Genomic DNA, 25,963 nt, shown 5'->3' with positions numbered 1-25,963 from the left:
TTTTACTAACCCCGCGAGGGGGCGAAGATTATTTGGCAATTTCCCAAACTGGGACGTTGATTTTCCAATTCACGCGACGTCCAGGACCAGCATCATCGCCGGAAAAGATCCAGCAGTTCAGCGATCCAGTGACGGTCGTATTTACAAGCGACGAAATTTCAATTTTTCCGAAATTGTGAGTGCCTGAAAAATCAAGCCCTCCATCCGAAAAAAGATGAAACGATCCGCTATCGCAGACCTGAATCGTTCCGCTTTCGCGAAATCGATCCAATGAAACGAATTTGACGACTCCGTTGATGATAACGATGTCACCATTGATAGGGCCGCCGCTTCGATCAATTTTTGAGTTTAGGATTTCTCGCTGATGGAAAATCTCCAGATCCTTTTTGGCAGTTTCGACAGCATCGGCTTTGCCAAAGAAAAAGGATTGGTTGTTGTCGATGAATTGTTTGGTTTCCGTCATTGTTATGCCCCTCCGATGGACTGTAAAAATAGTACAGCCCCGTAAGGAGCCGTACAAGTACGAACTCCCTAATGGGAGAAACAGAAAAAGTCTTTGTCGACTAAGCCAAAAAGTCCCAGATAGTCGTTTGACGGGCTATCTTATAACTCTTTTTGCCATTGATTTTTGTGTGAACCGTCACTAATCCAAGCTTTTCTCTGCACACCGGACCGAAGCCCGTTGATACTGAGACAGGATCAGTTATGATTCGATTACAGCAAGCGCATTTCATGCGTTCCCCTTTTTAAATAAACGGATCGAGTTCCTTTTCGAGTTGTTGACGATCAGCACCCGTTTCTTTACAAACAAGCGCGACCGCATCACAATAAGAATAGTCATTGTCCATTAGTTGAAGCACTTTACGTGCGTTGTTGGTTTTGTCGTTTTTATTCCCGATCACCGAAGTCATCTGTTTGATATCACTCAACAATTCAAGATCGTTGTTGGCAAATGCTACATAGGTGTTACCGTTGATAATTTCAACGATTCCCCTTTTTGCACCAACCAAGACAATATCCCCTTCGTATATCTCAGTGCCAAAATCACCATCATATTGACCAGTAAATTCGCACACTGTTTCGGGTCTAACATATTGTTTCATTCCAATACTAAACCAGCCACCGTTACCAAACGCAGACTCAATAATCCATGTTTTTGTATGGGTGTGAGGCATGTGTTTGATTCCGTGAGTTGTTATAACAAGGCTGCCATAAACCCATTTGTTTTTAGTAGTCAGCCCTTTGAATTTAATATCTCTCATTCCACACCTCCCTTGTTAACACCAAGGATCAAATCAGAAGCCTTTTGAGCTTGACTTGCAGCCAATACGATCATTTTCGTATCCTCTTTGAGTTTTGAAGCCCAACCCTTGATATAGGAAGCGGAGTTTTGAATTGTGTTTTCGATCCCGACATGGGTACACAAGAACGCGGCAGTCATTTCGGCAACCAATTCCTCATACGAGTATGTGTGAGTGCCAAAGCCATTGAATTCGGCAATCCCTTTGCGGTTTAACCGCGTTGGGTGACCCGTGCTGTGTCCCATTTCGTGAAAGAGCGTCGAATAGTATTCCTCCGGAGATTCAAACACCTCTTTCAAAGGCATCTGTATTTGGTCTCTGGAGGGGTAGTAGCATGCTTTATTGCCACCCATGACAAACGCAGGGCGGTTCTTGTAATCGTTCCAGACCTGTTCCGCTGCATCGATCGGATTGAACTCTTTTACCGGAACCGGCAATGGCCCAAAATCGATACCCTCAATATCACTCGCACAAAATACGCGGTAATATTTGAGGACAAACTTTCCAAGGCTTTTTGAATCAACCAGCTCCTCGCCGCTCTCCTCATCTTTGACCGTTTTAACGCTCAATGGTGACCAAAACACAACGATGTGAGATTTGGCACCCTTCTTTACGTTACCACCAAGCTCTTTGGCTTGATTGAAGGTCAGGAAACGCGGATCAGTAGCGCCGGATAAAAGAATTGGGTTTACACCGCGATACTCTTTGCCGGTTTTGAAGTTGTATGGTTTGACCGTCGCCCAAGGCTTATGCCAAGGGATAACGCCTTGTTCGATTTGCGCAAGAATTGCATCTGTAACGATGTCGTAAACTGAATTTTTCATTGGTAGCTCCTGTTTGGAACCCAACGAGAAGACAATAAAACCCCGCAGGGAAACTTTGTCTCCCTGTCGGGCTGTTTTAGTGTTGATTTGTGTAGTTTTTTCTAAAAGCCTCTCCGGGTGGAGCAGCTAACCTATTGCAGGCTCTTGATCGATTCAGAAAGCTCCGTAATCTGACCACTGTAACATCTTTCGCACTTTTCGTTAACGTGCGACATCTCATTTCTCCTTAATGATGTTGATAGCATACCCATCATCGTCTTCGGCTACTTCGAAACGCCGACCATCAGCAAGCTCAACTTCTTGTAATTCCAAGACTTCAAGATCGAGATCGTCAACGTCAACAGTTTCGATGTCGATTACTCTTCCGGTTGAAAGATTAACCCGACATGAAGATTCTATTACCACGTCGCCATCCCATACTGAACGGAATGTGGCAATTTTGTTTTGTGTTTTTTTTGTACCCATGTCACACCGCCCCACAAGTCTTAGTGCAGCTGCTTGTATTGAGGGCTACAACTTCACTGAAAGCATAAGCCTCATTCCATGTAGCACCACATCCACACCAGCAATCCTGATAGGCGCGGGAATTTTCAATATGGATGTCGTCATATTTGACATCCTCTGAGCCGCAATGGGGGCAAGTCGATGGAGCATCTGAGACGGCAAATTTTACCGTCTGCACATCAACAAAAACTGTGTCGAGGTTTGATGCACACTCTTCAGTGTATTGTTCCCAGGCTGCCAACGCCTCATCATAGGTTGGGTCGGTATTGTCACCGAGATTTTCAAGCATACCGCTATATTCCATAACGGTTGTAATGAAAGCATTTTTAGCTTCGTCTTCAGATGTGTACAAATCGCAATTTGTACCGTATTGTGTGTCAGAAACCAATTGCCAGATTTCAACCTCTTCTTCTTTCAAAGGCAATGACGAAAACGGTCCGCAGTTGATCGCTTCGCAGAGCTCGTCGATCTCATCAACGGTCATTTCACCTTCAACCTCATACTCAACGGGATACCCGTGAGTTTGGAGTAGGCGTAGTCCAGCCAAAATGGCACTCAATTCGATTTTATTGATAGTTTTCATGGTAGCTCCCTTTTGTGTTTTCTTTTTTGTAATTTGACCGTCAAGCGGCAACTTTTTCATGTTTTCTATTCCCCACCCATCCGGTTTTCAGGCGAAGAGTATCCCCTTTCCTTACTGCACAGATGGTTGAGCGTCCGTTGGTCTCGGTAAAGTGTTTTCGCCCAGGGTTTTGCAGTGCCACATTGATCAATTGAACTATTACGCTCATATCGAATCCACGGGGCAGGCGTTCGGCAAAATGCATTGTGCTATATACTCTCATGGAAAGCCTCAATCCACCACCGCGCAGAATGCGCGATAATCATCTTCGGTCAAAACCTCGGACGCAAGAGATAAGGCATTGCCGTGGAGTTCAGCCAGCTCATCGCTCAACGCACCCATCAAGCCCTTTTGGTAAAGGTAGATGGAGAATTCAGACAAGGCGATCAAGAAGACCGCAAGGCTGAATGCTTTTGAGCCGATGTGAACGTCGGAGAAGTTATTTGGATTCTCAACTCGCCAGCGGCGCTCTTCGTTGAGGCTGAAAAACCAGCCATCCCCGATTTTTTCGCTGACCCAATACCCACCGTCATACGGTTGGTCGTCGGAAGCGGAAAGCCGTCTGGCAACTTTGTAGATATGCTGTTCCAGATTTGCCGGAATCAGCGGGTTTTTTATGAGACGATACAGATCGTCGAATTCTTTTGTTTTCATGGTAGCCCTCTTTATTATTAGATAAAGTTGATTCCCTCTTCGATTCCGGCGCGATTGCCTTTCATCCAAGAGATGCAGTTTTGTGCGGTGTCGAACGCGTACTCATACCCGTGCTTATCCATGAGATAATAGGGATACTCCGCATTCGCCTGAAGTGTTACGGTTTCATCCGCCCTCCCCGTAGGGTGGCAGGTTTCACCGATTTGAAGTGTCAGGATCAGGATCTCGCTCATTGGATACCTCCAGCCAGACGGTATTCACCGAATGGGTGGTTGGCATAGCCACGGCTCCAGAAAACTTTCGCCGCTTCCTTGATGCTCGATGCCTGAAATTCTTTTACGATCCGGCGTTTCCAGTCGAGAATGAAAAACGTCTTCATGCCGCACCTCCCAAATCAGCCCAATCGCTGAAGAGCGAGCCTTCGCCGTATGGAACGTCCCCGAAGTAAACATCGAGAAAATCGTCCTGATACAGCTCACAGACAACCTGACGGCCATCTTTTGCACATTCCCAGCGCTTGGTTTTATTGCCGTCGCCGTCCTTGCCTGCTGGCATGGGTTTGACGATTGCAACGCCGAGCCCTGAAAGGATACGGGACATGAAAAACAGATCCGCCTCGACCAGGGTGTAGTTGTCGTGCAGATTATCCGCATAACCGCCCTGACGGAAGCGCTGTTTCGCTTCAACTTTATTGTTTGCCATATAGCGATCGCATGGGCGACCGCGATAATCGATTACTACGTAGGTTTTCATCTTTCACCTCCGCAGTATTTCCATTCTTGTCCATCAAAGTCGGCGATGTCACACCAAATCTCTTCCCCGTCTTCGTATGTACCAACATACTGGATGGAGCCGATATTCAACCAGAATCGGAAATTTTCATTCTCGCACCCCTGATCGTTTTCAGCATCCTCTTCATCGAAGTATTTAAGCTCGTATGAAACCGAAGGATGAATGGCAACGTATTGCACATCAATGATCCCGTCAAGACGATTTTTTGTTTGTTCAAACTGCTTAATCAGCGTTAAAACATCCTGATGGTCCATTTCCAAAATTGATGGACACGCTCTGTACTCTGTGTTGTCGTTTAGTTTGAATTGCATTGGTAGCTCCTATTTCAAAAAGTGAATTTCACTAACCTCAGATGAGGCAACTGTTAATATGATTTGCCGCCTCTTCAGGACTGGAAAATCCAGCCCTGACGACGTTCCGGCCGCGCATGACGGCGAAATAGACTACCCTCTTCTCCTTGTAGGGGAAGATCGTGTACTGTCCGATTCGTACCATGTCGGCCTCCTTATGCGGCGTATGCACTCTGACCAACCGGAAGGTGGCCGAGCGATTTGATTGATTGTTCGACACGGTAGGTTCCGCCATCAAGAACAATGTCCTTAAACGCATACGTCAAAGCCTTGGTTGACGTGTTGAGAATAACCTCACCACCTTGCACCGCCGCCTTGAGTATCCCTTTTGCTTTTTTGATTGTCGCGTTGGCTGCGCCATGTCTGGCGAGCCACAGCTGGAAGTATTGAAGAAGCTGAGTCTGGCTCATGCTGCGACCTCCCCATTGTTGAGGCGGTCAACGATCGCTTTCGCTTCGTCTTCGCAGTATTTTTCGCCATAGTATCCCCAGCACGAATCGATCTCCTCCCACGAGTGGGTCGAGAGGTCTTCATCTTGGAAATCTTCTTCATCGCCTACATATTCATAGATGCGATATCCGTAGACATCCCCTGTGAGATACTGATCCATTGTCTCGATTTCACCTCGAAGGTATTTTTCAACCTTCTCTGCAAGAGTTTTACCGACACGCTGGCCTCCATACTCCTTGAGTGCGTCTTTCTTGGACACATAGATGTATCCAAGCTGTCCGCTGTCCCAAGGGCATGAAAAGCCTGTTGTGTTGATGGTCAGCCCGCTGTGGCTGTATCCGTAAACGGGCAGCCAGATCACCTGATCCATCGTCAAATCATTCTCGGCAAGATGCCATCTGAATGCTTCTTCGATAGAGTCGGCGTCGTGGGCCAACTGAACTTCGCCAAAATCCCAGCGACGGGATGCAATGCACAAAGTGCCGAGATTGTCCCATTCGCGCGGAGATTCTGGATTTTCGTCAGTGTCGATGCGGTATGCGAAGCGCTTCATCTCTCACCCCCCGAATGCAGCCAAAGCCGCACTCATGAAAAGGATAAGAGCGAGTACCGCGTAGAAACCTACGACGGCGATCGCTTCGATGATGAGCAAGTATGCCGCTGGTGTTGATTCTCTAAGAACGAAGTTGTAGAACATCGCCCCGAGTACCATATAGGCATACATCCATGCAAGCCCTGATGTTGTGAAGATGATGAAGGGGACAACGATTCCCAAGACTATTGCTTTTGTGACATCCGCGATGGATGTATTGAATTTTACGTTTGTCATAGTGGTAGCTCCTGACTTTGTGATTTTTTATTTGTTGGCTATACTTCTCGGAATGAAACGAGAAATACAACTCCTATTTTCCGCACTGCTCATTGCCCCGCTCGTCTATATCCTGATCGGCGACTACCAATCCGCAACCATCACCGCACTTGGCGTATCTGGCGCTTTTACGATTTGGTATTACCGGGATTCGATTCGTGGAAATGAAAGAGTTATGCGGGTTTTAAGGAAGATTTTTTAGGCTTCGTTCTGAAGGCAGAGCCAGTCAGTAAAATCGAAGCCTTTTTGAAGTTCAAAGCCCTGCTGGAGGGCTAAAAGTTCCCAATCCCAAACTTTCACCTCGGCGGCTACTCCTTCGAGTCTGGCTTTGATGCCGGGAATAAAATCCCCGTTTTTCGGTTGTCGTCCATGCACCCCTTCAAATCCGGCCTTGTCGTAATCGTAAACAATCACGATTTTCAGGCCTTCAAATAGATGGAGGTGTTCGTCGTCAAGTTTTGCACTTGCACTACCGAGAGTCACCGCCCGATACCCTCTTCCGAGAGCGTTCAGGCAGTCCTTCTCGCCTTCACATAACAAAACCCATCCGTTCTTGTCCTCACCGTACCCTTTCAGGTCTTTGAGATTGAACGGGCATCGATCGCGGCCAGAGGTAAATTTCACCTTCGCAGGCGTAACCATCTCCCCTTTTTGCTGATCAAAGTATTCTCTTGGGTGCTTGTTGTACTTCCATAGAGTGACAGCGTTGCCGCTCTCGTCCCGGATTGGCATGATCAGGCGATCCGCTTTCTCCGAGTACCCTATTTGATACTTTTTCGCTATCTCAACCTGTTGAGGTCTTGATAACGCCGGAAGAGCTTCGTTGAGAAGATACAGAAAACGGCCATACCGCCCCTTTCTCTCCCGCTCGAAGCCCTTGATCCACTCCTCTTTGATGAATCCTTCCTTTTTATCGGTTGGTTTTTCATAGTCAGAGAAGTTGATTGTGATGGGCAGCCCAAGAAGACGGCGGGCCTCGTCAAGCGAATCCTTTTTGGACATCCCCCGGTATTCACCGAGAAAATCCGCAAGGTCGCCGTGGAAACCGCATCCGAAGTCATGGATGCTGCCATCCGGATTAATGTAGGCCGAAGGGGTGCGCTCATCGCGTGCGGCAAAATGCCACGAGCGACTCACCCGATAACCGAGCGATATAAGCGCACTCGCGGCTTCTTCCCGCGTTGATTTCATTGCACACCTCCTTAGAATAGTGTTCCCTGATTCGGATGAATCGGGGTTGGATCCTCTGATGATTGCTCATCGTTGGCGACTTGGTTGAAGACGATTTCGGACTGGCCGAAAAGAACGTTTTGAAAATACATTGGTAGCTCCTTTAGATCGTAAAGAGAATGGACGCCCGAAAATTGATTTCCAGCGCACCTTTTGAGTTTGTTGCAAACCAGATTCCAAATGGAAGCCGTGTTGCCGTTCGAAGCCATACGCCGTCAAAGGTTGGCATTGGTTCCCAGCCGCCGATCGCGTCCATCAGTTTTTGTCTGACTTTCCCTCTCATGCAACTCTCCGTCTGTTGATAAACAGGCGCCCTTTGCCTTTTTTGATGATCTCAACCCCTTTGAGGTCTTTTTTAAGCTCTTCGAGCAACTCAGCCCAGATTTCTTTATCAGATTCGTATGTGTAGGTAAACATTGGTAGCTCCTTACTTTTGTGTGTATAAAAAGTCTTGCGACTAACCGTTAGAACGGCAACTGGTTGTTGTAAATGAAATCCGCGTCGTATTCCAACACTTCGTCCAACTGTTTTGCAACAATCAGTTCAGCGTCGCATTCGTCACGGTTTTCCATGTAGTATTCGTATCCTGTCATTGGTAGCTCTCTTTCATTGCATGATGCTTTTGTGTTATACTTTCGATGAACGTCTGACGCTGGACTTCCTGAAGGTTTAAACGCACCAACAAAAAATCCGGCCGAGACAGCAATCTCTCACCATCTCTTCATCAAACAATTCACGAAGCCATTACAATTTCCCGGACCATCTCTGTCAATTCCGAACCTCTGAAAGTTTCAGGATTCATGCGGAACAACAGACGCGCAGGCGTGCCGGCTCTGAGGGCCTGAATAGCCTCGACCATAAGATCGACTGCCATCGCACACTCACGCTTGTAGATGTGAAGCGGGAATTCTAGGATTTTAACAACCGGGGTCGGGTCATACTTGATGATGACCTCGATGCGTCCCCAGTCAATAGTATTTCCGGTTGCAGCCTCGTAAAGAAACGCATACGAAGCGAGCTGAAGACCATGCTTGTGCATTGCTGCCAAACAATCAGCCTCATACTGACGCTTCTCGATGTCTGGCGCGATCCGATCGATCTCAGTCTGAAGCTGATCTCTTTCTTCCTGCACCCCTTCGAGCCATTTATCAACTTCCCCTTGGAGTTCGACCAGGGAGGTTTCGGCTTCTTCAAGATCAACCTGAAGCATTGCTTTTTCCTCTTCGGTCGTCTTTTTCAATCCGAGCTTGCGCTGGATCTCTTTGACAACCTTGCCCGCCTCCTTGAGGTCATTGTATTGTGGCGCATGGCGCTCTGAGAGCTTGTTCAGCTCTTTGAGTTTCTGGCGCATGGCCTTGAGCTCATCGCTACCCTCGACCTTCTCGCCCGAAAGATTCTTGGCGGAAGTTTTGATGTCGGTGATCGCAAGTGTGCCGTCGGCTCTGCGCTCGATGCGGTCGGTGGTTCCGGCCAATTGAATCCCATCCCATGCTTCAAGCACAAATCGCTCTTCTGCTGCGACAGGGTTGGCAAATGGCATAACTTCTGTATGATAGACCGTAAAAAGGCGGATCGCCTCGGTGGTCATTTGTTCAATTGTCATCGTTGGGTTTTCAAGCCAGACATATTCGTTTTTCAACGACTCATCGATTGCAACCGCACACTCTTCAACCGAAGGCAAGCCCTGATTGTCAAGTATGCAACGATAGCCAAACTCAGCCGCAGCATGAACCGCAGTACCAAGGACAGTAGCTTCCGATGAAGGCGAGAGTACGCCGACGATCTGTTTTGTTGCCCAGGAGAACGGGTTGTCAAGAAACTCGACGATCCCGCTTGGGCGGATTGTGATGTGGTTATTCGCCGCCTGCTCGATCATCCCCCAAACCGTATGGAGCGGGTGATGGCCTGAAGTGGCGATAACTTCTTTTAGGTTTGACATACGCATTGGCATATCCTTTCAGTCCGATTGAATTTTTGTACGCATGGCGGACTAACCTTGAAATCTTTGCGCGAAGATTGGATTTGACTCCCAAAAGAAAGGACACACCACTCCCCGCAGGGGATAGGATATATCCCCTTTTGGGAAGCAAATGCGACAGAAGAAAGACCCCGCAGATGCGGGATCGAAGATTTAGAAAAGCGTACCGGCTTCGGCTGCAACCAGATCGGTCACCTCCATTCCCCACTCTTTTTTCCCTTTGGCAAAACCGTATCCGGCCAGAGTTTCCTCCAGACCGCCAATGTTTCCGCCAGAGATCAAAGCGTAGGTTTTTCCGCCGTGCTCTTTGGTTGTCATTTCAAGACCAAGCTCACTCAGCGCAATGCCGAGCTCTGCGAGGTCTTTAAATTGCGACGCTTCTGGTTCTGGCACAACTTCAGCGACGGGTTCAGGATTGGCTGCCTCGGCTTTCGCCGCTGCAACTTTTTCCATCAGCCCGCCGGGGGTTGATGTCATATTGACCGTTGTTGGCTGCGGGCGCTGGGCATTGCTGCCTTCCGCTTCCACATCCAGAACGCCGGCATCGATTGACATCACGCCATCGAGCCCGTAAATGGCATCAAGGAGCTGAAATTCGGCTACCTTTTCAACCATCACGGTTGGCATGTCCTTCCAGAATTTTGTGACGCTTCCGTCTTTTGTGGTCTGCTTATAGACGGAGTAAGCGGCTTCCTTCCGGACCGTCACTCCATCAATGGTCATTTCTGCCCATCCTACAAGATCACGCTCCTCTTCCCACGCTCCGTTTTTCAGAACGGGGATTTTTTTGATCGTCGTACCCGTGTTGGGTGGAACTTTCATTCCTTTGCGACGAGCAATGGCGCGCGCACCTTTTCGTCCCACCATCGGCTCATGCTTCTCAACCCATTGACCATTAATTTGCGCTTTACGCGGGACAAAGTAGATTTCCTTGATGATCGGATTGAGTTGAGCCTGTTTGGCGATCTCCAGACAGTACATCAAGTCATTGTCCGAGATACCCGGAGCAATCTGGTTCTTGATGATTGCCATCTGCTCTTGTGTAAGCGCAGCGGCGCTGAATGGTGACTGAACGATTGTTTGGTTTTGAACTTGTGTAGATTGAGCTGTAACAGCAACTTGTGTATTTTCCATTGGTAACTCCTTTACCTCTAAAACGAGTGCCGTGAGGATTTTGAATTTTGTGGCATCGAGTTTGGATTTGCATCCACAAAAGGAGCTGCACAATACACCCGCAAGGGAGATTGGAACTCCCTTTGTGGGTGTAAATAGTAGATGGTTAAAACGAAAAAAAGCCCCAGCTTAGTGCCGGAAACCAGCATTTATGCGTGGGGCCAAAAACCGGTTGAACGGTTTTTTCTAAAAGGGTATATCCTCCTCGCTGATGTCAACCTCCGGGAGGTTGCTTTCAGGCATCGGCACTTTTTGCGGCGTTCGTGGCGCAGAAGATGCAGGAGCAGAATACCCGCCCTGTTCTTCATAGCCTTGATCGCCGCCACCCTGTCGTGTATCGAGCATTTGCATACTTTCTACAATGACGGAGTGTTTGGAGCGCTTTTGCCCGGATTGTTGATCGGTCCACTGTTCAAAGTGAAGCCGACCCTCAACGAGGATTTTTGATCCTTTTCGAAGGTATTGGTTGGCGACCTCACCGGAACGGCCAAAGAAAGTGATATCGACGAAACACGTCTCCTCTTTCTTCTCTCCGTTCACCGTGAAGCGGCGACTGGTAGCGATAGCCGTATTGGCAATCGCGGAACCGTTTTGCGAATAGCGAAGTTCGATATCGCGGGTAAGATTTCCAACCAGGATGATTTTGTTATACATAGGGTTTCCTTACTGAGCCGCTACAGCCATTGCTTTGTACACAACAAGAACAACAGCAGTAACAATCATCGCGTATGCCGCGAAACTAATAAGGTTTGAGTGATTGCTCACTTGACCAACTTTATTTGAAACGCGAACGTTCTTAACTGGTGCAACATAGCCTGTGCGGCAGTCAATAGCTTGATTTAACATGAGTGGTAGCTCCTTTTGCCAACGCGCCTGTGAGACGTTGGGCTTGGTTTGGTATTTAACAGACTTGAAGGTTATTACTTCCGAAAAAAGGAGCTGAATAAATAGAGGTATCCCTAAAGGAGATACATATTTCAGATCCCCTTTTCGGGAGTAACATTAGTGTAGAACGAGAAAAACCCATCCCTCTTTCGAGGCAGTTCCGAAGAACCGGCGCATCAGCGCGATGGGTATTATTTGATTCCGGAGGACGTCTCAGCCCTCTTTATTTATTTTGAAGCGCAAATCACCGCGCTTTTATGATAGGTCGCAATGCCCTTTCTTCTCGTCATGTTCAGCAATAAGCTTTCCAATGGCAAGAATACCTGCAAAAGCAATAAAACCGCCAATGACGATCTTTGCAATGAGGACTGACATAGCTTCTCCTTTATATTAATTTTTCGTAGTTATCTTTTAAGTATTGATCCGAAGATTATACCCAAGACTCCCACAAAGATAGCGAAAATTGTGAATGGCTGGTTTGTCAACCAGTTATACAGGCCGTTTCCTGCTATACCAATACCCATTGCGTAAGCAATGTCACCGATAATCCGCACAAAGCGTCCATTGCGATTTCTCGCCCATCCATAGACTATTCTAAAAAACTGTATTGTCAAATATATTAACATTTTTTTGCTCCATAAAGCGATCTCGCATTCAGGTAACTCGATCTTGTAGATTTTGCTTCCCTTAGTAGTGCAATACGGAGCCCGTGAGGGGTATTGAACTACCCCTACGGGAAAAGATGATCGATAAAATTGCTTTTCCTTTATGTTCCCCATGAATCGCCAGATCATGAGCGTTCACCTCTTCAAGACACATACCGCCGCATCGAAGACGTTAGGACCACCCCCTAAAGGGCGGCGGCTCGCTTCTCCATTTAGAAGACGCGATGACCTTTTTGACTAACCAATGCAATAGTGTGACTATAAAGGGTTTTTGTTGACATACTCCCTCCTTTGGTTGAAATACCATGTGTTCGGAAAGGTATGTGCCTTAAAAAGGTGAACTGCTGCACGTCTCCGTGCAGAGCGGACTATATCTTCACGCGATCGGTTGTACGATCGTGCGCCCCATTTTTCGAGCGCCGTTTTATCGCCGATCCCCTATCAACCAGGGACCACTCATTTCTTTGTGGTCGCTGGCTCTCCCTCTTTTGCTGGTGCCGCTTCCGGTTTTGCCGATCCGGTTGCTGCGGCTTTTTTGATCTCTTTGCGCATATCTTCGACCACACCGCGAACAAAGCGGTTGCGGATAAAGCGCGTCTGGACTTTATCGTTTTTTGCAATCAAAGCGAGCATCGCTTTCCCTTTTTCTTCAAGGACTGTCGAGATAGCGTGGAACTCTTTGAGATGTTCTTCAAAATCTTTGAATTCTACTTCCAACCCAGCCTGCGAGCGCATGATTGCGTCCGCTGAATCGATGAGCTGGATTGCATTTGTCAAGCGCCGTGCAACTGGTGATTCCGGAACGAATACGATCGCATTCGGATTGTTCTCTACCACTCTACGCTTTCCTTCCTGACGCTGCTCGTAGCGCTCTTTCGGGGAAAGCTTCTGCTTCGGCGCAGGGCCCTTTTGGTTTTGCGCTTTTTCTACTGTTTCTGCCATGATGTGCTCCTTGTAGGTATTTATTCGTGTAATGGCTTAAAAGGACAGACCGATGTGGTGTGTCAACTAAAAAAGACGTGTTTGAAGTTGCAAAAGAGGGAGATAAAGATAAGGGGATGGAGATAGTGGCTTGCGCCCTATACCAAGCGGCCAATACGAATAACAATCACAGCGACGTCGCCGGTTTGCCTCCCATCCAGGTGGATACTCTGAATAAAATGCGACAATGATTGAAAAACGGAATAATGATTGTTAAGTCGTAGAAGCAGCTTGGATTTATTAGTCTCTGAACCTGGGCCGTATTGTGAAGACATGGGGGAAACTTTAGAGGCGGAGCTACCAACTCTTTCAAAGACCTCTGCGGTCTCCACCATATCTTCATAACGTAGGCCCTCGGCTGCGGGTTATCCCTATGATACGGATTTTTAGGGTAGAGTATCCCTACATCGCTTTTTTTCAAAAGCGTTTTCCTACCGTATCCTTGGCAGGACTTCCCCGCAATTTAAGGGGTTTCAACTCGGCCAGTTGACCGAAATATACGCTGCCGCCGCAACTCATAGCCATTCTTTAAGACGCCCTTTCCATGATGTCGGCATGAGGTCGCGCCAGGTCGTTCCAGATCCACTGTGTCTTGCAATCGACGGGGACAACAATTTTTCGGCGGAAAAATCGTTTATTGGCTTGCTTTGGGGCAAGCTCTGAAAAACCTCTTCAATCCTTATAGGATAATGACATGTGAAAATTCTATAAAAAATTCACAGCAATGTCAAGGCTTTTGAAGCAACTTGTTTTTTGTTGCCGTTAGATATTTTGAATCCGAATAAAGTTCAGGTCTCCCAATATCCATTGCTAGTTCTTCGAGGAACTCTGCGTTTGCGATCGCAAGCTCTTCGTATCGCTTCTGCCACATGAGCGCCCGCTCGGGATCAATAATCGGGCCTGAATTCATGCGTAGGAATCGAAATATCTTTTCAGTTCTCAGGAGAACGTCGTAAGCAAGCTGCGCTTCATAGGTATTGATGATCGCTTTCTTCTCATTTGCCATCGCCCTTCCCTCCTTCGCCAAGTTTGTCAAGTTCGTTGTCTATCGCAATCTCCAACAATCTTCTGCGAACTTTTTTTATTATGGTGTGGTGGAATTTGGCAAACTCCTTGACGCCGTAGCCATCAGGCGTCTCAATCGTGACGGTTGCCACCTTCATTCCTGAATCGTCTTTGATCTCAATAATTTTCTGGCTATTATTTTTCATATCAGTTTGCCTTCTCGGAATTTTTATAGGGTCTTACGTTTACCCCCCTCAAAACCGGGTTAAGCCGCTTTGATTCTTCAAGCTCATCTGCGGATAGACCAAAGAATTCGCCCGACACCGGGATGAAATTCCCTTCATCTTTCCGCGTTGGGAATTCAAGAATAAATCGCGACACAAAGAAGCCCTTTTCCGTATCGATCAGTTTGACAACCCCGGCGGCCTTGAGCTGATCGACGATATTTGAGAAAACCTTGTTGTCGATCCGTCGCCCTATTGTTTTTTCGATAGCATTTTTGAAAAAGATATATTCAAAAATAACCATGTCTCCGAATGAAACGCCAAGTATTTTTTGTCTATTAAACGCAGTGCCCGCGGCGATATTATTAATCCCGCCGTGAAGCTCTCGTACCAAAGCCTCACCCTTCGCCTCAAGATAGTCAAAGTCGGGTTCATCATCTTTGGGCGCTGCAACAACTGCGTCATCTTTTGTTTGCTTCTTCTTTGGACGACTCTCGGCAGAATGTGTGCTTATGGGCTCTTCAGGGCCCGAAAGTTCTGCATGTTCAGCAGCGGCAGCTTCACCAAAGTCTTCAAACGGGACCGTCTCAGGAGCCGATTGCTCTGCCGTTATCGGTTCGACTTTTGCCTCATTTTCAACCGATGTTGATGTTGTTTGCGCATTTGAAGCTACTGCGTTTTTATTTCGAATGCGCCACTCGCCAAACTCTACTTCCCTCGCCTTTTTATCGGCATCTTTCAAGAGTTGCGGAAGCGTACCCTCAACCTTTCCAAGGTGATGGCTACGGATGGCATCGGCGACACTTTTGGAGTGCTTGTATTCCGGGTACATCTCCTGAAGCATCATGACGCTGATGTGCTCATGAGGCGTCTTGTGATACATTTCTCCCGTAATGCGGAGAGTTGAATTTTTAACAATGATTTTCCCGATGTCGTGCGAAATAGCGGTGATCACCACGCGGCTAAACAACGGTCCAACCGTGAGGCGGTCAGTATTCTTTTCGTGCATAGCGACCATAATCTCAGCCACCCGGATCGTATGGTCAAGAAGGGTGAATTCCCCGAGAATTTCATACATTGTCTTTCCATCGAGCGTAGCCGCCTTGTCGCTATACATCTGACGCTCAGGATCTTTCGGACAAAGGGTTGCAACACTGGTGAGGTCGCGGTTCGATTCAAGCATGCGTAAAAGGTCAAACATCATGCCTGTCTCGTATTCATCGAATTTATCCGCATTCGGTATCAGGATGTTCTTGACAAAATCGCGCACCCTCTGGGTTTCAAACTCCAAGGCGCGGGTGGCCAGCACATTGGTCAATACCCTTTCCTGCCCCTTGTCACCTTCGGTTTGAGCAGTTTCGGCGGTGATTTTTTCGCGGATATTGTTTTCTACTTCATTGTATTCGAGCCAGATAGGCGCAATCTGCGCCAGGTCAACATACTGAATCTGGCAGTTTTTTCGTTGCGCCATAGCCCACAGGAAATAGTTCACCACGGCAAACAGGGCAACAGCCATCAAAAGTAGCGCGAACAGGAGCACTGGGATGTTGTCAACAATGCTGTACTTTACTGTTTCCCAGTCAAAATAAAACGACCCTGTTTCAGAATAGACGATGAACGCACCGGCAAAAACAAATAGGGAGGATGCCCCGAGCACCAACACGCCAACATCCTGAATGAAAGACTTGACGGGGGATTTTTTCACGACCCAACCTCCTCATCAAACCCTTTGATGATTTTTGGAGGTTTGACCATAATCTCGCTCGACTCGACCGGCGCTATCTTCCCTACAAATTGCCCCTCAAAGCCGAAATAATAGATTTCCCGCTGCTTGAGGCGAATCGGCTCTTCGAGCTTGATAACGGATTCTTCCACCTCTCTGGCGACGATGTTTCCATCGGAATTAAACATCGATGCGTGGCGATTCATTACTCCACCGAAGTCGGTAACAATCTTGGCGCTCCCTATATCGTTCATCCGGCCAAAGATTTTTGTGTTGGTGTTGTCAAACAATTTTCTGGCCCGATCTTCACCGATCTCCGTGATAATGTCGGCCATACTCTGCGTCAAGCCGGTGATGCACAGCCCGGACGAGCCTCCTTTGTTGAATGCGTCCTCAATGCCCCTATAAACACAGTTGCTCATCTCATCGATGTAGAGGCATAGAGGGTGTTTGAACTTTAACCCCGAAGCGTAAAATCGCCCCGACACGGACTGGATCATGGACACAACAACCTTGCCCAGAATATCGGCCGTTTTTTTGGTCAGCATCGATCCGGTCTGAACGTACAATACCACCCCCTTGCCCCTCTCGATCCGATCGATGAATTCGTTTTTTTCTGCGCTACCAATGATGGTGGATATCGATCCGATCGTCATCTGTGTCAGTGTGGTTCTCAGCGTGTTTGTGACCTTCGAGAAGTAATCCTGCGGCGATTCAAGGATTTGTTCTCCAAGGACTTTTAGTTTTGGCTGTTCCGGGTCATCAAGCCCAAGAATGCTCTCTTTTAGCTCGGTGATCCCTTTGTATGATGCTTTGCTCGCAATGTCCTCGAAGCGCAATGGCGAATAATCCTTTTTGAACCGTTTGAGCATCAGCGTGCAACGTACAATAAAGGTTGTTGCGTCAAGGGCTACGTTGTAAAAGAATTCGTCGTCGGTAGGCACACCGGCCATAATATGACTGATCGGCTCTTCGGGCATGTAAAAGTGCGACAGCGGGTTGATTTTGATGGAATACTGCGGAAAGATTGGCGACAGCAGCATAAGATCTTCCTCTCTCCCGGACTGAAGACACGACTGATAGATTTTTGAAAAGAGGGCCCAGTCAACCTTTGGGTCGATGATTACGACATTTTTCCCTTTTTTGATGTCCTGTTCGGCCATCCATTCTACCAACCTCGTCTTTCCGACTTGCGTGGTGGCAAAAACAAACAGATGGCCACTGCGGTATTTGTCCATAAATCGAATCTCGTGAAGATGGCGCTTTCCCGTATCCGACAATGCGAAGCCTTTCCCAATAAGGGTGTATGGCTCTTTTTCCTTGCTAAACAAGCGCTTGAGTCTGCATTCCATTACCAATGATCCAATCAATAGTTGTCAAGCTCGGTTTGAGCACGCCCTTCTGAAATAGAAGAGGTTTTTTTATGAATAGCCGCAATAACAATCGGTGCAATTACCGAAACCATAGCGATGATAGACAACAGCCACCATGATGAAAAAAGCTCCGGGATAAGCACGGTCAGCGAATATGCCACAGACCATTCCGTAACCGGGAATGAGCCGCCGAACGGTATCATGACAAACGAAAAACCAGTCGCGGCTATATCATATCCACCCCCTTCTTTTGAAGGCACAACAGCAACCGCCCATTTGAGAATGGCGGAAGGATCGGAATAGACATAGGTTTGGAGTGCCCAGAGTGCCCAGCCAACGGAGAGCATGATAATCGCAACGACAGCAAAGCGTCCGGCAAGGAGCGAGTTGATCGTTTTTGACGTCAGGATGCCAACGTCATATTTCGTAATATGGATCGAATACGCAACACCATACGCCAAGGACACCAAAGACGACAGCAGCAGTCCGTTTGTAATAGCCGAAGTGTCTTGCGACGGAACCTTCATTGTTGTTGCGAATTGAACAATGACGAACACCAAAAACAGCAGTACCATGATAGCCCCCTCTTTGAAGCCATAGCGAAACCCAATTTCTATAAATTCGTTGCGCTCACTGGCGGTCACAAGGTTTTTTGGCAATGGGTCTTTTGATGTTGTCTCCATCACAAAAAGCTGTTCTATCCGTGCCGTATGATTGTGTGGATAGAAGATATCAATGAAACGACCGTCATCCTTTTTTTGGTTTTTATCGGCTTGAGAATTTCCCCCGAGTGTCTTATTCAGGTTGTTAATATCGGAAAAATCATTTGACCATCCATTAGACATAATGCGCTCCTTTTAATTCTGCAAATATGTATAACGCCTACACCGCCAACGGGTGATGATTTAAAACACATTTTTGGAGTTCTTTACGCTTTATTTTTGTGTAGATTTGAGTATTTGCCAAAGAAAAGTGGCCAAGCAGCTCCGAGAGAACAAAGATGTCGCACCCGTTCGAGTGTAAATGGGTTGCGAACGAATGACGCAGAACATGTGGGCTGCACCCGATTTTCTTTTTGATTTGGAGACTCGCACTGGAGCGTGATAAACGCCGCCCGTCTTTCGATCTCCACAACACCTTTGTTGTTTCAAATGGGCACTGATCGCGATATTCCTGGATGATCCTCCATGTATCCTTTGGGTAATAGACAATTCTCTCTTTTGCGTTTTTCCCATTTCTCACCAACAACATCCCTTCTCCAATAAAATCAGATGTATCCACGAAAAGTGCTTCGGAAATACGCATCCCTGTGCCATACAGGAGATAGATAAGCGCCGCGTCTCTAAAGTCGATCCAGGAATCTCTGCTAGAGATGAGTTCGTTTATTTTAGGCAGCAACTTTTTTACGGGCATTGCCTTCGGAAGAGGTCGGATTTTTCGAATATGTCGAAGCTTGACATCGCAGAAAATTTTGAAAGTTCTACAAGCAAAGCGACAAAAATCATTCAGTACCGCAATATTCAAATTTCGATAATTGATCGAATAATCCGTCAACTCGTTCATGTAAGCTTCAAGATGGTGTTTTAGCTTGAGATCTGAATGGTAATGAATAAGGTCCTCATTTAACAGATTGAATTTTTTCAGCACGTTTTCAACGCAGCAGAAATATGTCTCCGCTGTTTTAATTGACAGCCTTACCGGCAAATGAATCTGATAATTTTCAAGTAGATCTCCAAATGTATAAATATGTGAATCAAAAAGGTTTTTCATAAAATATTTCCAGTTTAAGAAATGGGCATGATTTTAGCAGTAATAACTTTCTTTTTAGTTGTGAAAATGGAGGAAAAATAAACAGGAATTATTTAGAATAGCTTGATTTTTAAAAAACAATAAAGATAAATTCAATAAAATAGCGTCGTATTCTTAAATCATTAAAAAATAAGTGCCCCTATGAAAGTGGAAAAATCAACAAAAAGTCAAAAAAAAGAGGCGCGGCGAAAGTTTCGCATAGGGCTTCTCATGACGGAGCAGGAAATAGGCAAGATACACGCCGATGATAAAATGCTTCGTGAACGGTATGGAATTACCCGAAATGATGTAGTTCGCCGTCTTTTGACAGAATCACTTAGCGATGGTCGCATTTTATTTTTAATGGGATTTACACCGAAGAAAAAGCAGATTAAGTAGAGGAGCAACCACACAAACCTGACCCTGCAAGGAGAGTTTGTATGGTTTTTCATAAAACTTGCGATCAATAAAAGCCTGCCAGCCTTTTGATCTCAACATAAGGAAAGGAGTTTCCAGATGTTTTTTTATTGCCATCTATCGCGATTCGGCATAACCTCGACAAACGGCTTTGCTGTACCTGCCCAGTCGTCCCAGGCAAGGGAGTATCCACTCAGTACAAGAAAGGAGGCTTACCTTTCATGACTGCGACATTCTATCCCCTCTCCTTTCCGGAAAACAATAACATTTATATATTAATTACTTCTATTAAGTTTAGATTCAATACTTTTGTATTCTTTAATTTTCTAAAACAATATGAATGTCTAAGTTTGATGCGGTTTTTCTATTTACTAAATATATATTATATTGAAAGGGATAGGCTACGGATTCCCGTATATAGGCTGTTTCCGGTGTTGCGCTTTAAAGGCTTTTGATGAGTGTTTCGGTTGATTTCTTCTTTTCTGGCTTAAACGTTGATGTTAAACATTACGTTGTTCGTTTTAAACAGATAGGTGTTCAGGATCGTTTTTTTCTTTCTCGTTCCGATCTCGAACTTATTGTTAAAAAACTACCTTCGCCTCGTGCTCGATACAAGACGGCGTTGGTTGTTAAACGTGCCAAAGATTTGTTACAGGAGTTCGATCATGTCCGCCCGTCTGCATAAATCTTACAGTAACAATTTTACCATAACCCCGAATCATATTATAAACGATGAGAAAATAAGTCTCAAAGCCAAAGGACTTTATCTTTATCTCGTTTCAAAACCTGACAATTGGGCTTTTTCTATCGAGCGAATTTCTAAAGAGTCAAAAGATGGCGAAGACAGCGTTAAATCAGCGATAAAGGAGCTCGAAAAATGCGGTTATTTGACTCGTTCTCAGTTTAATAAAAACGGTAATTTTGGTTCGAATATTTACACTCTTTTTGATGAGCCGTTACCGTCAGGGGAAAATCCCCCAACGGTTACCGTTAGGGGAAAAACCGCTAGCGGAAAAACCGCCAGCGGAAAAACCGCCAGCGGAAAATCCCCTGACTTAATAAAAAAGAGAGAAGTAAAAAATAATACAGAGAGAGAGAACTTTTCTGTTGCTGAGATTGTTGATGATGTTTCGGATCATCGTTTTCCTCACATTGAGAATTTTCTCGATTTTGTGTGTAAATCCTCTCGCATCAAAAATCCCCTCGCCTATCGTTCGCAAATTCGTGCATCTTTGCTTGATGAAAAGAATAAGCGTCATAAAAAAACGCTTTATGCTTACGAAACATTTGTCCGCCGTACTGCGGTACACAATTTTCCTAACGGATTTGATGTCTTTGGGGTTTATGAGTCATTAGGATTTCAAGGAGTTTCACATGAGTAAGTTTTCTTACACGCCGTCTCTTTTTGATGATGTTTCGGATTGCTCTGAACCTACTTTCGCTATTGATGAAAAGTTGATCTGCACGTTTCAAATTTCAAAGAAACAGCATGATTATTTAGTCAAAGTTGCCGAATATCAAAAGGTTTCGGTTTCGGCTCTAATTCGTTCTGCTTTAGACACGTTGATTTTTAATAAATCTTTTCAGGGGGATTTAAATGAAGATGAAATCTAAGCTGAAACGTTTTTCTAAATATCGCATGAAAAGAAGTGCACAACTTTGTTGTATGTATTTTCGCAAACGCAATTCACTTGTTTTGACTTATTGCATGGAAAAACGAAAGGTTTTTTTGTGACTCGCCAGGGCTTTCTAATTCTTTCGCTTTTCTCAGGCATTGGCCTTCTTGATCGTGCTTTTCGCGAAGCTGGTTTCGTTGTTGTCTCCGCTGGCGATCTTGTGACTGGCCAGGACATAAGAGACTTTCGTGGTATCGCTGGCCGCTTTGACGGAATTATAGGCGGCTCTCCCTGCCAAGCGTTCTCAGACGCAAACCGTGACCGTCCGGCAGACGATAATCACTATGGTTACCAGATGATCGAGGAGTATAAAAGAGTCGTTTTCGAGTGTGACCCGACCTGGTATCTTTTTGAAAATGTTCGAAATGCTCCTAACGTAATTATTGATGGCTATGATCATCAGCGCATCGATATAAATCAGGGTTGGTTCGACGACGTATATCGTCTCCGGCATATCCAGTTTGGTCACAAACAAGGTAAAAAAATTTTCTGGCCTCGAGGTGTGACTCGTCCAGGACTAAAAAGCGCGGCTCTGGCTTCTGATGATCGTTCATTCCGCGAGCTTTGTCGACTACAAGGATTGGAGGATGATTTTGATCTCCCCGATTTTACCGTTAGAGGAAAAAAGAAAGTCGTTGGGAATGGTGTTCCCATAGTCATGGGACGTGTGATCGCTAACGCTGTTCGTGACGTGGCCGGTTTGGAAATCTGTGACTCATCGATCGCTAATAATTGTGACTTCCCTGGACGCACTTATTGTGACTCGACGTCTTTCGATAATGGTGACTTGGCAGCAGATAAAAAGTGTGACAATGAACTGCGCTTTTTCTCTGGCACCTCGAGGCAAAAATGTGACTCCCCGGCAATTCAAAATTATTGTGCTTGCGGTTGCGGTCGTAGTGTGACTGGACGTCGCAAAACTTACGACTCTGCTTGTCGCAAACGTTTATCCCGCAAAAAGGCTCAATATGAAAAATGATTCTCTCCCTAATTTGGGTCGCCCATTTGTTGCTGACTCTCCTCGAAAAAACTATATCCGTTTCAGGTTATCTGATCTTGAAAACGATGATTTTTTGCGACGTGAGGAATTTGTTAAATCTTTTTATTCGGATCGTGGTATTTCTTACAATCGATCCGATTTTTTACGTGCTCTTTTAAAATTTGTCGATGATGTTGATATTTTGGATTCTATCATTGTGACTGATAAAAAAACGGTAGGTTAAATGCTGTAAAATCCTTTTATCTTTTGTTATCTTCCGCGAATGTCTGTTATACATTTTCGTTTAATTTTTTTTCTTTAAACTGCCCCTTGAAATTCAAATTTAAAGGGGTCAATATGTCTCAGGAAGTAAAAAAAGAGAATATCCGTGACTTTCACGGTCTTTACATGATCGGCACTCTCGAGGGTGTCGATTTTAAAAAAGGGGGAGTTTATAACGGCAATCCCTACCCTGCTCGTGTCATTCTGAACTTTACAGTTCCGTATCTTAACAAACAAACGGTCAACGGTGTCGAAATTGTTTCTCATGCGAAACGTTCTCAACTCATCCAAATCGCCACTTCCGATGATCTTCTTCCTATCGAAGTATCAAAATACAACGCACAAATCAATCAGCACGTAACGCTTTCGCTCGTTCCAGATCAGGGGGCTACCTTCAAGTTGGCGTAGGTCTTTTCGGGCGTCGGCTCCGATCCCTTTAAGATCACCGCCGAGTAAGTCCCGAAATTAAATTTGGGGGTTCCTATGAAAAAGGTTCTTTCTTTCCTTTCTCTCGGTCTTGCATTTTTGGGTACTCAGGCTTCTGCTGCGCTGACGGCTCCTACTCTTGCTACGACTGATTTCGAAACTGTTGCGGGTGCGGTTATCGTCGCTCTTGCCGTTATGTGGGCTATCAAAAAAGCCATCGGACTCATCCGCGTTTAACACGCTTCGCGGCTTAGGTAGTGATCCCGAATATCCCTACCTAAGCACAAAAAGGATTTTAATGCTTCTTCCCGTTATCTACGCTGACGATGTTGGATTACTTTTCGGCTCTGCTCTTGTTGCCTTTGCCGTTTACTGGGGCATTTTTAAAGCCATTTCCCTGATTCGCTAGGAGGTTTAAAGTGAAAAAAATTCTTTTGTTTCTTTCCCTTTGCGCCTTTCTGCACGGCTCCGTTACTGTTCAGGGTGTCACCTTTAACGACTATGAACAAAACGCCTCTAATTTTTTACTTCATCGCTATCCCCTGCAAACTTTTAACGATCTTGGCTTTTCATCTCTGAGTTCGTCGATAGTTTTTAATTGTCGTGATCTTGGAACTCCTACCCTCGAATGTGTTTCGAACAGCGGTTTAACGGTTTCCGATCTTCTCCGCTTGCGGGATCAATCGTATCTTATAGACTGGTCTGTTGTTACGAACTCTCTTGGCATTAATCAGCGTGACTATAACTCTTTAATGGCTCTTTTCGGCGTATTGGTGGGTTTTCTTTTCGCTTTCGGTTTGATCTATGCGGTCTTAAATATTTCACGTCATAGGGGTTGATTATGGAAGTTTTTGTCGTGTCATCTGATCCAGTCTTTAACTATTTCTTTTCGTTTGGTGTCTATTGGGGTTTTTTCTTGGCGGGTTATTTTGCCTTACTTAGTCTTTTCAGGGTGTAATCATGGAAACTTTTTTTAATAAAAACGATTTTGTCCGCTTTAGCGGGATTAAACAAAATCGTCCCGCGCTCCATCTGCGCGGTATCGCGAAGCGTAAAATATTTTTGTTTTCGTCTTTGTTCGTGTCCTCTTTGCTTTATGCTGGTGATAATCCTTGCGGCGTTTTGTACGCTTTGAATACGTCGGTTTCTCCGAATCCCGCTTTAAATGTTCAATTCGCTCAGAATCAGAGTCCTGATTGTGTTGAACAGTCTCCTACCGATACTTGGTCTACTTGTTCTACAACTCTTAACGCCACACAAACTTTTTGGAATGGTAAGTATTGGGCTGTTCATCCTACAAATCCCGCTTACTGTAATCAGTACGGTGATAAATACTCTTTAAAGGTTGTTTCTTCTTGTCCTGTTGGCACTTCGGCTAATAATTTAAATATTTGCGGTTTGCCTCATTTTGGTCTATCTTCATTTGATAATGATCCCGTAGGCTGTTCTAAAGCTGGTGGGACTTTTATGAGTATTGGGACTCAGCAGGTAGGTGGTACTAGCTATGGTGCGTCTTTTTTTGGTGGATCGGGTATCGTCTTAGGCGGTGAAGTAACGGCGATTACAAAGTGCGGAACCCCTGCCGATGTTACGGGTGAAATTATTTCGACTGCTCTAAATTTTATTCCTTTGGCTTCGATCTTTTTTAAGGCTCCAGCACTTAAAAAAATGGCGAATATGGCTATGATCGCCCAGCTCCAAAAACTCCCCTATTTCGGCGGTTCAAATAATATGCCCGATTATCACGTCGGGCTTCCCAAATTGCCATCTCCTGAACAGATTGCGGCTGGTAATTCGGCTCCTACGGTTCCTATTACTCCTAAGCCTGTTCCTGAAATTACTACTCCTAATGGTACTGGCCCTTCCCGTGCTCCCGAAATAACTGTCGATTTGGAATATTCAAAAATTGATGGTGCATTTATTCCTACAAAAACGACGGGTGATCCCGTAATCGATTATTCGATTATTGATCGTTACAATAATATTAACGCTGCCGCTAGCGCTACCAAACTCGAATCCCTTTTACCCGAAGTCGGCACCACTACGAAACCCGTTAAACAGACTTTCGATCTTTCGCAGTTTATGCCTGATTCCCCTTCCCCGTCTGTCATCGCTCATGTTCCGCAAACTACTACAAAAACGACTACTTATGACGGTGCTGATCCCGTTGTCGTTTATAACACCGCTCGTACTTATCCCGATGGTTCTCAGGTTACGGATCAGTACAGAATCAATACAGCTACCCGTGTTGGTACGCTTTCTTCGACTTCTTTGGCTCCTACGGGTGAAACGACTACGGTTACGACCAAGTTTTCCGTTCCTGATCTCGTTGTTACGCCTACGAAAGTAAGCGGAACTTTGGAGGTTTCCCCCTCTACGCCTCCCATTTCTACTTCCGCGTCTGATCCGTCGCCTTATCCTATTTCTTCGTCCAGTCCCGATTTGATTTCGGCGCAAGACCCATCGACGATTATTAATGCTGTCATGCCTTCGTATTCGTTGCCTTCTACTCCCGATTTTATCCCGTTTGACTCTAATCCTATTACCGAGCTGGTCGATGAATCTGCGGAGCTTTTTCAAAATATTAACGATCAGATTACCAGTACAAAAATGGTTTTCGATAATACCCTTTCAATGATCCAGGGCGGCTGGAACCCTCCCCCTATTCCTCCTGGTTCATGTGGTGATTCTTTGGCTGTCAAGCGCGGAGTTAAATTCTGCAGTTTTTTCTAACAATTTTTACGTTTCGTAACCTTAAGCGACGGGTTCATCCGAGTGTTCAGAGGAACGTTT

At 45.8% G+C, this 25,963-nt stretch carries 41 protein-coding genes; 11 read left to right on the top strand and 30 right to left on the bottom strand.

Annotated elements, in window-relative coordinates:
* Positions 1-28 precede the first annotated feature (28 nt).
* From E0765_RS07165 to E0765_RS07110, 15 genes are all read right to left on the bottom strand, one after another.
* Entirely contained in the window at positions 29-463 is a 435-nt protein-coding gene (locus tag E0765_RS07165) for a hypothetical protein (RefSeq protein WP_132812547.1), read from the bottom strand.
* A 100-nt stretch (positions 464-563) separates the two neighbouring features.
* Positions 564-734, bottom strand: coding sequence for a DUF6011 domain-containing protein (locus E0765_RS12855; protein WP_223175684.1), 171 nt, complete (start codon positions 732-734; stop codon positions 564-566).
* Positions 735-746: 12 nt separating this feature from the next.
* Positions 747-1,262: a hypothetical protein gene (locus E0765_RS07160; protein ID WP_132812546.1), complete on the bottom strand. Its 516-nt coding sequence runs from the start codon at positions 1,260-1,262 to the stop codon at positions 747-749.
* Positions 1,259-2,125 carry an ArdC family protein gene (locus tag E0765_RS07155; RefSeq protein WP_132812545.1) on the bottom strand — a complete coding sequence of 289 codons (867 nt, stop codon included), beginning with the start codon at positions 2,123-2,125 and terminating at the stop codon, positions 1,259-1,261. Before E0765_RS07155 ends, E0765_RS07160 begins: the two co-directional genes overlap by 4 nt.
* Before the next feature lie 216 nt (positions 2,126-2,341).
* The gene (locus tag E0765_RS07150) at positions 2,342-2,590 is read right to left on the bottom strand and encodes a hypothetical protein (RefSeq protein ID WP_132812544.1); all 249 of its coding nucleotides are present in this window, start codon (positions 2,588-2,590) and stop codon (positions 2,342-2,344) included.
* A gap of 1 nt (position 2,591) precedes the next feature.
* Positions 2,592-3,272, bottom strand: coding sequence for a hypothetical protein (locus E0765_RS07145; protein ID WP_132812543.1), 681 nt, complete (start codon positions 3,270-3,272; stop codon positions 2,592-2,594).
* A gap of 210 nt (positions 3,273-3,482) precedes the next feature.
* Positions 3,483-3,905, bottom strand: coding sequence for a hypothetical protein (locus E0765_RS07140; protein WP_132812542.1), 423 nt, complete (start codon positions 3,903-3,905; stop codon positions 3,483-3,485).
* Positions 3,906-3,922: 17 nt separating this feature from the next.
* Complete coding sequence (locus E0765_RS07135) at positions 3,923-4,138, bottom strand: hypothetical protein (RefSeq protein WP_132812541.1); 216 nt, start codon at positions 4,136-4,138, stop codon at positions 3,923-3,925.
* Complete coding sequence (locus tag E0765_RS12520) at positions 4,135-4,284, bottom strand: hypothetical protein (protein WP_165921708.1); 150 nt, start codon at positions 4,282-4,284, stop codon at positions 4,135-4,137. The genes E0765_RS07135 and E0765_RS12520 overlap by 4 nt, the downstream gene beginning before the upstream one ends.
* Positions 4,281-4,658: a hypothetical protein gene (locus E0765_RS07130; protein WP_132812540.1), complete on the bottom strand. Its 378-nt coding sequence runs from the start codon at positions 4,656-4,658 to the stop codon at positions 4,281-4,283. The genes E0765_RS12520 and E0765_RS07130 overlap by 4 nt, the downstream gene beginning before the upstream one ends.
* Positions 4,655-5,008 carry a hypothetical protein gene (locus tag E0765_RS07125; RefSeq protein WP_132812539.1) on the bottom strand — a complete coding sequence of 118 codons (354 nt, stop codon included), beginning with the start codon at positions 5,006-5,008 and terminating at the stop codon, positions 4,655-4,657. Before E0765_RS07125 ends, E0765_RS07130 begins: the two co-directional genes overlap by 4 nt.
* A 37-nt stretch (positions 5,009-5,045) precedes the next feature.
* Complete coding sequence (locus E0765_RS12515) at positions 5,046-5,192, bottom strand: hypothetical protein (RefSeq protein ID WP_165921707.1); 147 nt, start codon at positions 5,190-5,192, stop codon at positions 5,046-5,048.
* Positions 5,193-5,202: 10 nt separating this feature from the next.
* Positions 5,203-5,457 carry a hypothetical protein gene (locus E0765_RS07120; protein WP_132812538.1) on the bottom strand — a complete coding sequence of 85 codons (255 nt, stop codon included), beginning with the start codon at positions 5,455-5,457 and terminating at the stop codon, positions 5,203-5,205.
* Positions 5,454-6,050 carry a hypothetical protein gene (locus E0765_RS07115; protein WP_132812537.1) on the bottom strand — a complete coding sequence of 199 codons (597 nt, stop codon included), beginning with the start codon at positions 6,048-6,050 and terminating at the stop codon, positions 5,454-5,456. Before E0765_RS07115 ends, E0765_RS07120 begins: the two co-directional genes overlap by 4 nt.
* Positions 6,051-6,053: 3 nt before the next feature.
* Positions 6,054-6,326, bottom strand: a complete 273-nt coding sequence (locus E0765_RS07110) for a hypothetical protein (protein ID WP_132812536.1) — start codon at positions 6,324-6,326, stop codon at positions 6,054-6,056.
* 52 nt (positions 6,327-6,378) lie between these two features.
* On the opposite strand from E0765_RS07110, the gene E0765_RS07105 reads away from it, so the two are divergent.
* Positions 6,379-6,567 carry a hypothetical protein gene (locus E0765_RS07105; protein WP_132812535.1) on the top strand — a complete coding sequence of 63 codons (189 nt, stop codon included), beginning with the start codon at positions 6,379-6,381 and terminating at the stop codon, positions 6,565-6,567.
* Here the strand turns inward: E0765_RS07105 and E0765_RS12575 are convergent.
* The 15 genes from E0765_RS12575 to E0765_RS07040 all read right to left on the bottom strand — a co-directional run bounded on the left by E0765_RS12575 (position 6,564) and on the right by E0765_RS07040 (position 19,372).
* Positions 6,564-7,556 (bottom strand): hypothetical protein, encoded by a 993-nt coding sequence (locus tag E0765_RS12575; RefSeq protein WP_188109930.1) that lies wholly within the window; start codon positions 7,554-7,556, stop codon positions 6,564-6,566. The genes E0765_RS07105 and E0765_RS12575 overlap by 4 nt on opposite strands.
* 142 nt (positions 7,557-7,698) lie before the next feature.
* Positions 7,699-7,878 carry a hypothetical protein gene (locus E0765_RS07095; protein WP_132812534.1) on the bottom strand — a complete coding sequence of 60 codons (180 nt, stop codon included), beginning with the start codon at positions 7,876-7,878 and terminating at the stop codon, positions 7,699-7,701.
* Entirely contained in the window at positions 7,875-8,012 is a 138-nt protein-coding gene (locus E0765_RS12510; RefSeq protein ID WP_165921706.1) for a hypothetical protein, read from the bottom strand. Before E0765_RS12510 ends, E0765_RS07095 begins: the two co-directional genes overlap by 4 nt.
* Positions 8,013-8,059: 47 nt before the next feature.
* Positions 8,060-8,188 (bottom strand): hypothetical protein, encoded by a 129-nt coding sequence (locus E0765_RS12720; protein WP_255417880.1) that lies wholly within the window; start codon positions 8,186-8,188, stop codon positions 8,060-8,062.
* A 140-nt stretch (positions 8,189-8,328) separates the two neighbouring features.
* Complete coding sequence (locus tag E0765_RS07090) at positions 8,329-9,540, bottom strand: PD-(D/E)XK nuclease family protein (protein WP_165921705.1); 1,212 nt, start codon at positions 9,538-9,540, stop codon at positions 8,329-8,331.
* 186 nt (positions 9,541-9,726) lie between these two features.
* Positions 9,727-10,707, bottom strand: coding sequence for a recombinase RecT (locus E0765_RS07085; protein WP_132812532.1), 981 nt, complete (start codon positions 10,705-10,707; stop codon positions 9,727-9,729).
* A 225-nt stretch (positions 10,708-10,932) separates the two neighbouring features.
* Positions 10,933-11,400, bottom strand: a complete 468-nt coding sequence (gene ssb, locus E0765_RS07080; RefSeq protein WP_132812531.1) for a single-stranded DNA-binding protein — start codon at positions 11,398-11,400, stop codon at positions 10,933-10,935.
* Between the two features lie 9 nt (positions 11,401-11,409).
* Positions 11,410-11,592: a hypothetical protein gene (locus E0765_RS07075; RefSeq protein WP_132812530.1), complete on the bottom strand. Its 183-nt coding sequence runs from the start codon at positions 11,590-11,592 to the stop codon at positions 11,410-11,412.
* A 1,160-nt stretch (positions 11,593-12,752) separates the two neighbouring features.
* Positions 12,753-13,238 (bottom strand): hypothetical protein, encoded by a 486-nt coding sequence (locus E0765_RS07070; RefSeq protein WP_132812529.1) that lies wholly within the window; start codon positions 13,236-13,238, stop codon positions 12,753-12,755.
* Positions 13,239-14,004: 766 nt separating this feature from the next.
* On the bottom strand, positions 14,005-14,283 hold the full coding sequence (locus E0765_RS07065; protein ID WP_132812528.1) for a hypothetical protein: 279 nt from the start codon (positions 14,281-14,283) through the stop codon (positions 14,005-14,007).
* Positions 14,273-14,488, bottom strand: coding sequence for a hypothetical protein (locus E0765_RS07060; protein ID WP_132812527.1), 216 nt, complete (start codon positions 14,486-14,488; stop codon positions 14,273-14,275). The genes E0765_RS07065 and E0765_RS07060 overlap by 11 nt, the downstream gene beginning before the upstream one ends.
* Before the next feature lies 1 nt (position 14,489).
* Positions 14,490-16,211 (bottom strand): HD domain-containing protein, encoded by a 1,722-nt coding sequence (locus tag E0765_RS07055; RefSeq protein WP_132812526.1) that lies wholly within the window; start codon positions 16,209-16,211, stop codon positions 14,490-14,492.
* On the bottom strand, positions 16,208-17,467 hold the full coding sequence (locus E0765_RS07050) for a type IV secretory system conjugative DNA transfer family protein (protein WP_255417879.1): 1,260 nt from the start codon (positions 17,465-17,467) through the stop codon (positions 16,208-16,210). Before E0765_RS07050 ends, E0765_RS07055 begins: the two co-directional genes overlap by 4 nt.
* A 128-nt stretch (positions 17,468-17,595) precedes the next feature.
* The gene (locus E0765_RS07045) at positions 17,596-18,447 is read right to left on the bottom strand and encodes a hypothetical protein (RefSeq protein WP_132812524.1); all 852 of its coding nucleotides are present in this window, start codon (positions 18,445-18,447) and stop codon (positions 17,596-17,598) included.
* A gap of 37 nt (positions 18,448-18,484) precedes the next feature.
* The gene (locus tag E0765_RS07040) at positions 18,485-19,372 is read right to left on the bottom strand and encodes a tyrosine-type recombinase/integrase (RefSeq protein ID WP_132812523.1); all 888 of its coding nucleotides are present in this window, start codon (positions 19,370-19,372) and stop codon (positions 18,485-18,487) included.
* 180 nt (positions 19,373-19,552) lie between these two features.
* On the opposite strand from E0765_RS07040, the gene E0765_RS07035 reads away from it, so the two are divergent.
* From E0765_RS07035 to E0765_RS06990, 10 genes are all read left to right on the top strand, one after another.
* Positions 19,553-19,789, top strand: coding sequence for a hypothetical protein (locus tag E0765_RS07035; RefSeq protein ID WP_132812522.1), 237 nt, complete (start codon positions 19,553-19,555; stop codon positions 19,787-19,789).
* Between the two features lie 472 nt (positions 19,790-20,261).
* Positions 20,262-20,492: a hypothetical protein gene (locus tag E0765_RS07030; RefSeq protein WP_132812521.1), complete on the top strand. Its 231-nt coding sequence runs from the start codon at positions 20,262-20,264 to the stop codon at positions 20,490-20,492.
* Complete coding sequence (locus E0765_RS07025; RefSeq protein WP_132812520.1) at positions 20,473-21,189, top strand: helix-turn-helix domain-containing protein; 717 nt, start codon at positions 20,473-20,475, stop codon at positions 21,187-21,189. Before E0765_RS07030 ends, E0765_RS07025 begins: the two co-directional genes overlap by 20 nt.
* Positions 21,182-21,421 (top strand): hypothetical protein, encoded by a 240-nt coding sequence (locus tag E0765_RS07020; RefSeq protein WP_132812519.1) that lies wholly within the window; start codon positions 21,182-21,184, stop codon positions 21,419-21,421. The genes E0765_RS07025 and E0765_RS07020 overlap by 8 nt, the downstream gene beginning before the upstream one ends.
* A gap of 48 nt (positions 21,422-21,469) precedes the next feature.
* Entirely contained in the window at positions 21,470-22,462 is a 993-nt protein-coding gene (locus E0765_RS07015; RefSeq protein ID WP_165921704.1) for a DNA cytosine methyltransferase, read from the top strand.
* On the top strand, positions 22,452-22,706 hold the full coding sequence (locus tag E0765_RS07010; protein WP_132812517.1) for a hypothetical protein: 255 nt from the start codon (positions 22,452-22,454) through the stop codon (positions 22,704-22,706). The genes E0765_RS07015 and E0765_RS07010 overlap by 11 nt, the downstream gene beginning before the upstream one ends.
* Positions 22,707-22,819: 113 nt before the next feature.
* On the top strand, positions 22,820-23,152 hold the full coding sequence (locus E0765_RS07005; RefSeq protein ID WP_132812516.1) for a hypothetical protein: 333 nt from the start codon (positions 22,820-22,822) through the stop codon (positions 23,150-23,152).
* A 75-nt stretch (positions 23,153-23,227) separates the two neighbouring features.
* The gene (locus E0765_RS07000) at positions 23,228-23,407 is read left to right on the top strand and encodes a hypothetical protein (RefSeq protein ID WP_132812515.1); all 180 of its coding nucleotides are present in this window, start codon (positions 23,228-23,230) and stop codon (positions 23,405-23,407) included.
* 182 nt (positions 23,408-23,589) lie between these two features.
* Entirely contained in the window at positions 23,590-24,009 is a 420-nt protein-coding gene (locus E0765_RS06995; protein ID WP_132812514.1) for a hypothetical protein, read from the top strand.
* A gap of 121 nt (positions 24,010-24,130) precedes the next feature.
* Complete coding sequence (locus tag E0765_RS06990; protein WP_132812513.1) at positions 24,131-25,903, top strand: hypothetical protein; 1,773 nt, start codon at positions 24,131-24,133, stop codon at positions 25,901-25,903.
* Positions 25,904-25,963 lie beyond the last annotated feature (60 nt).

The organism is Sulfuricurvum sp. IAE1, assembly GCF_004347735.1.
Classification (GTDB): domain Bacteria; phylum Campylobacterota; class Campylobacteria; order Campylobacterales; family Sulfurimonadaceae; genus Sulfuricurvum.
Note: the sequence above shows the minus strand (reverse complement) of the source record. Positions and strands in the feature narration are given on the sequence as shown.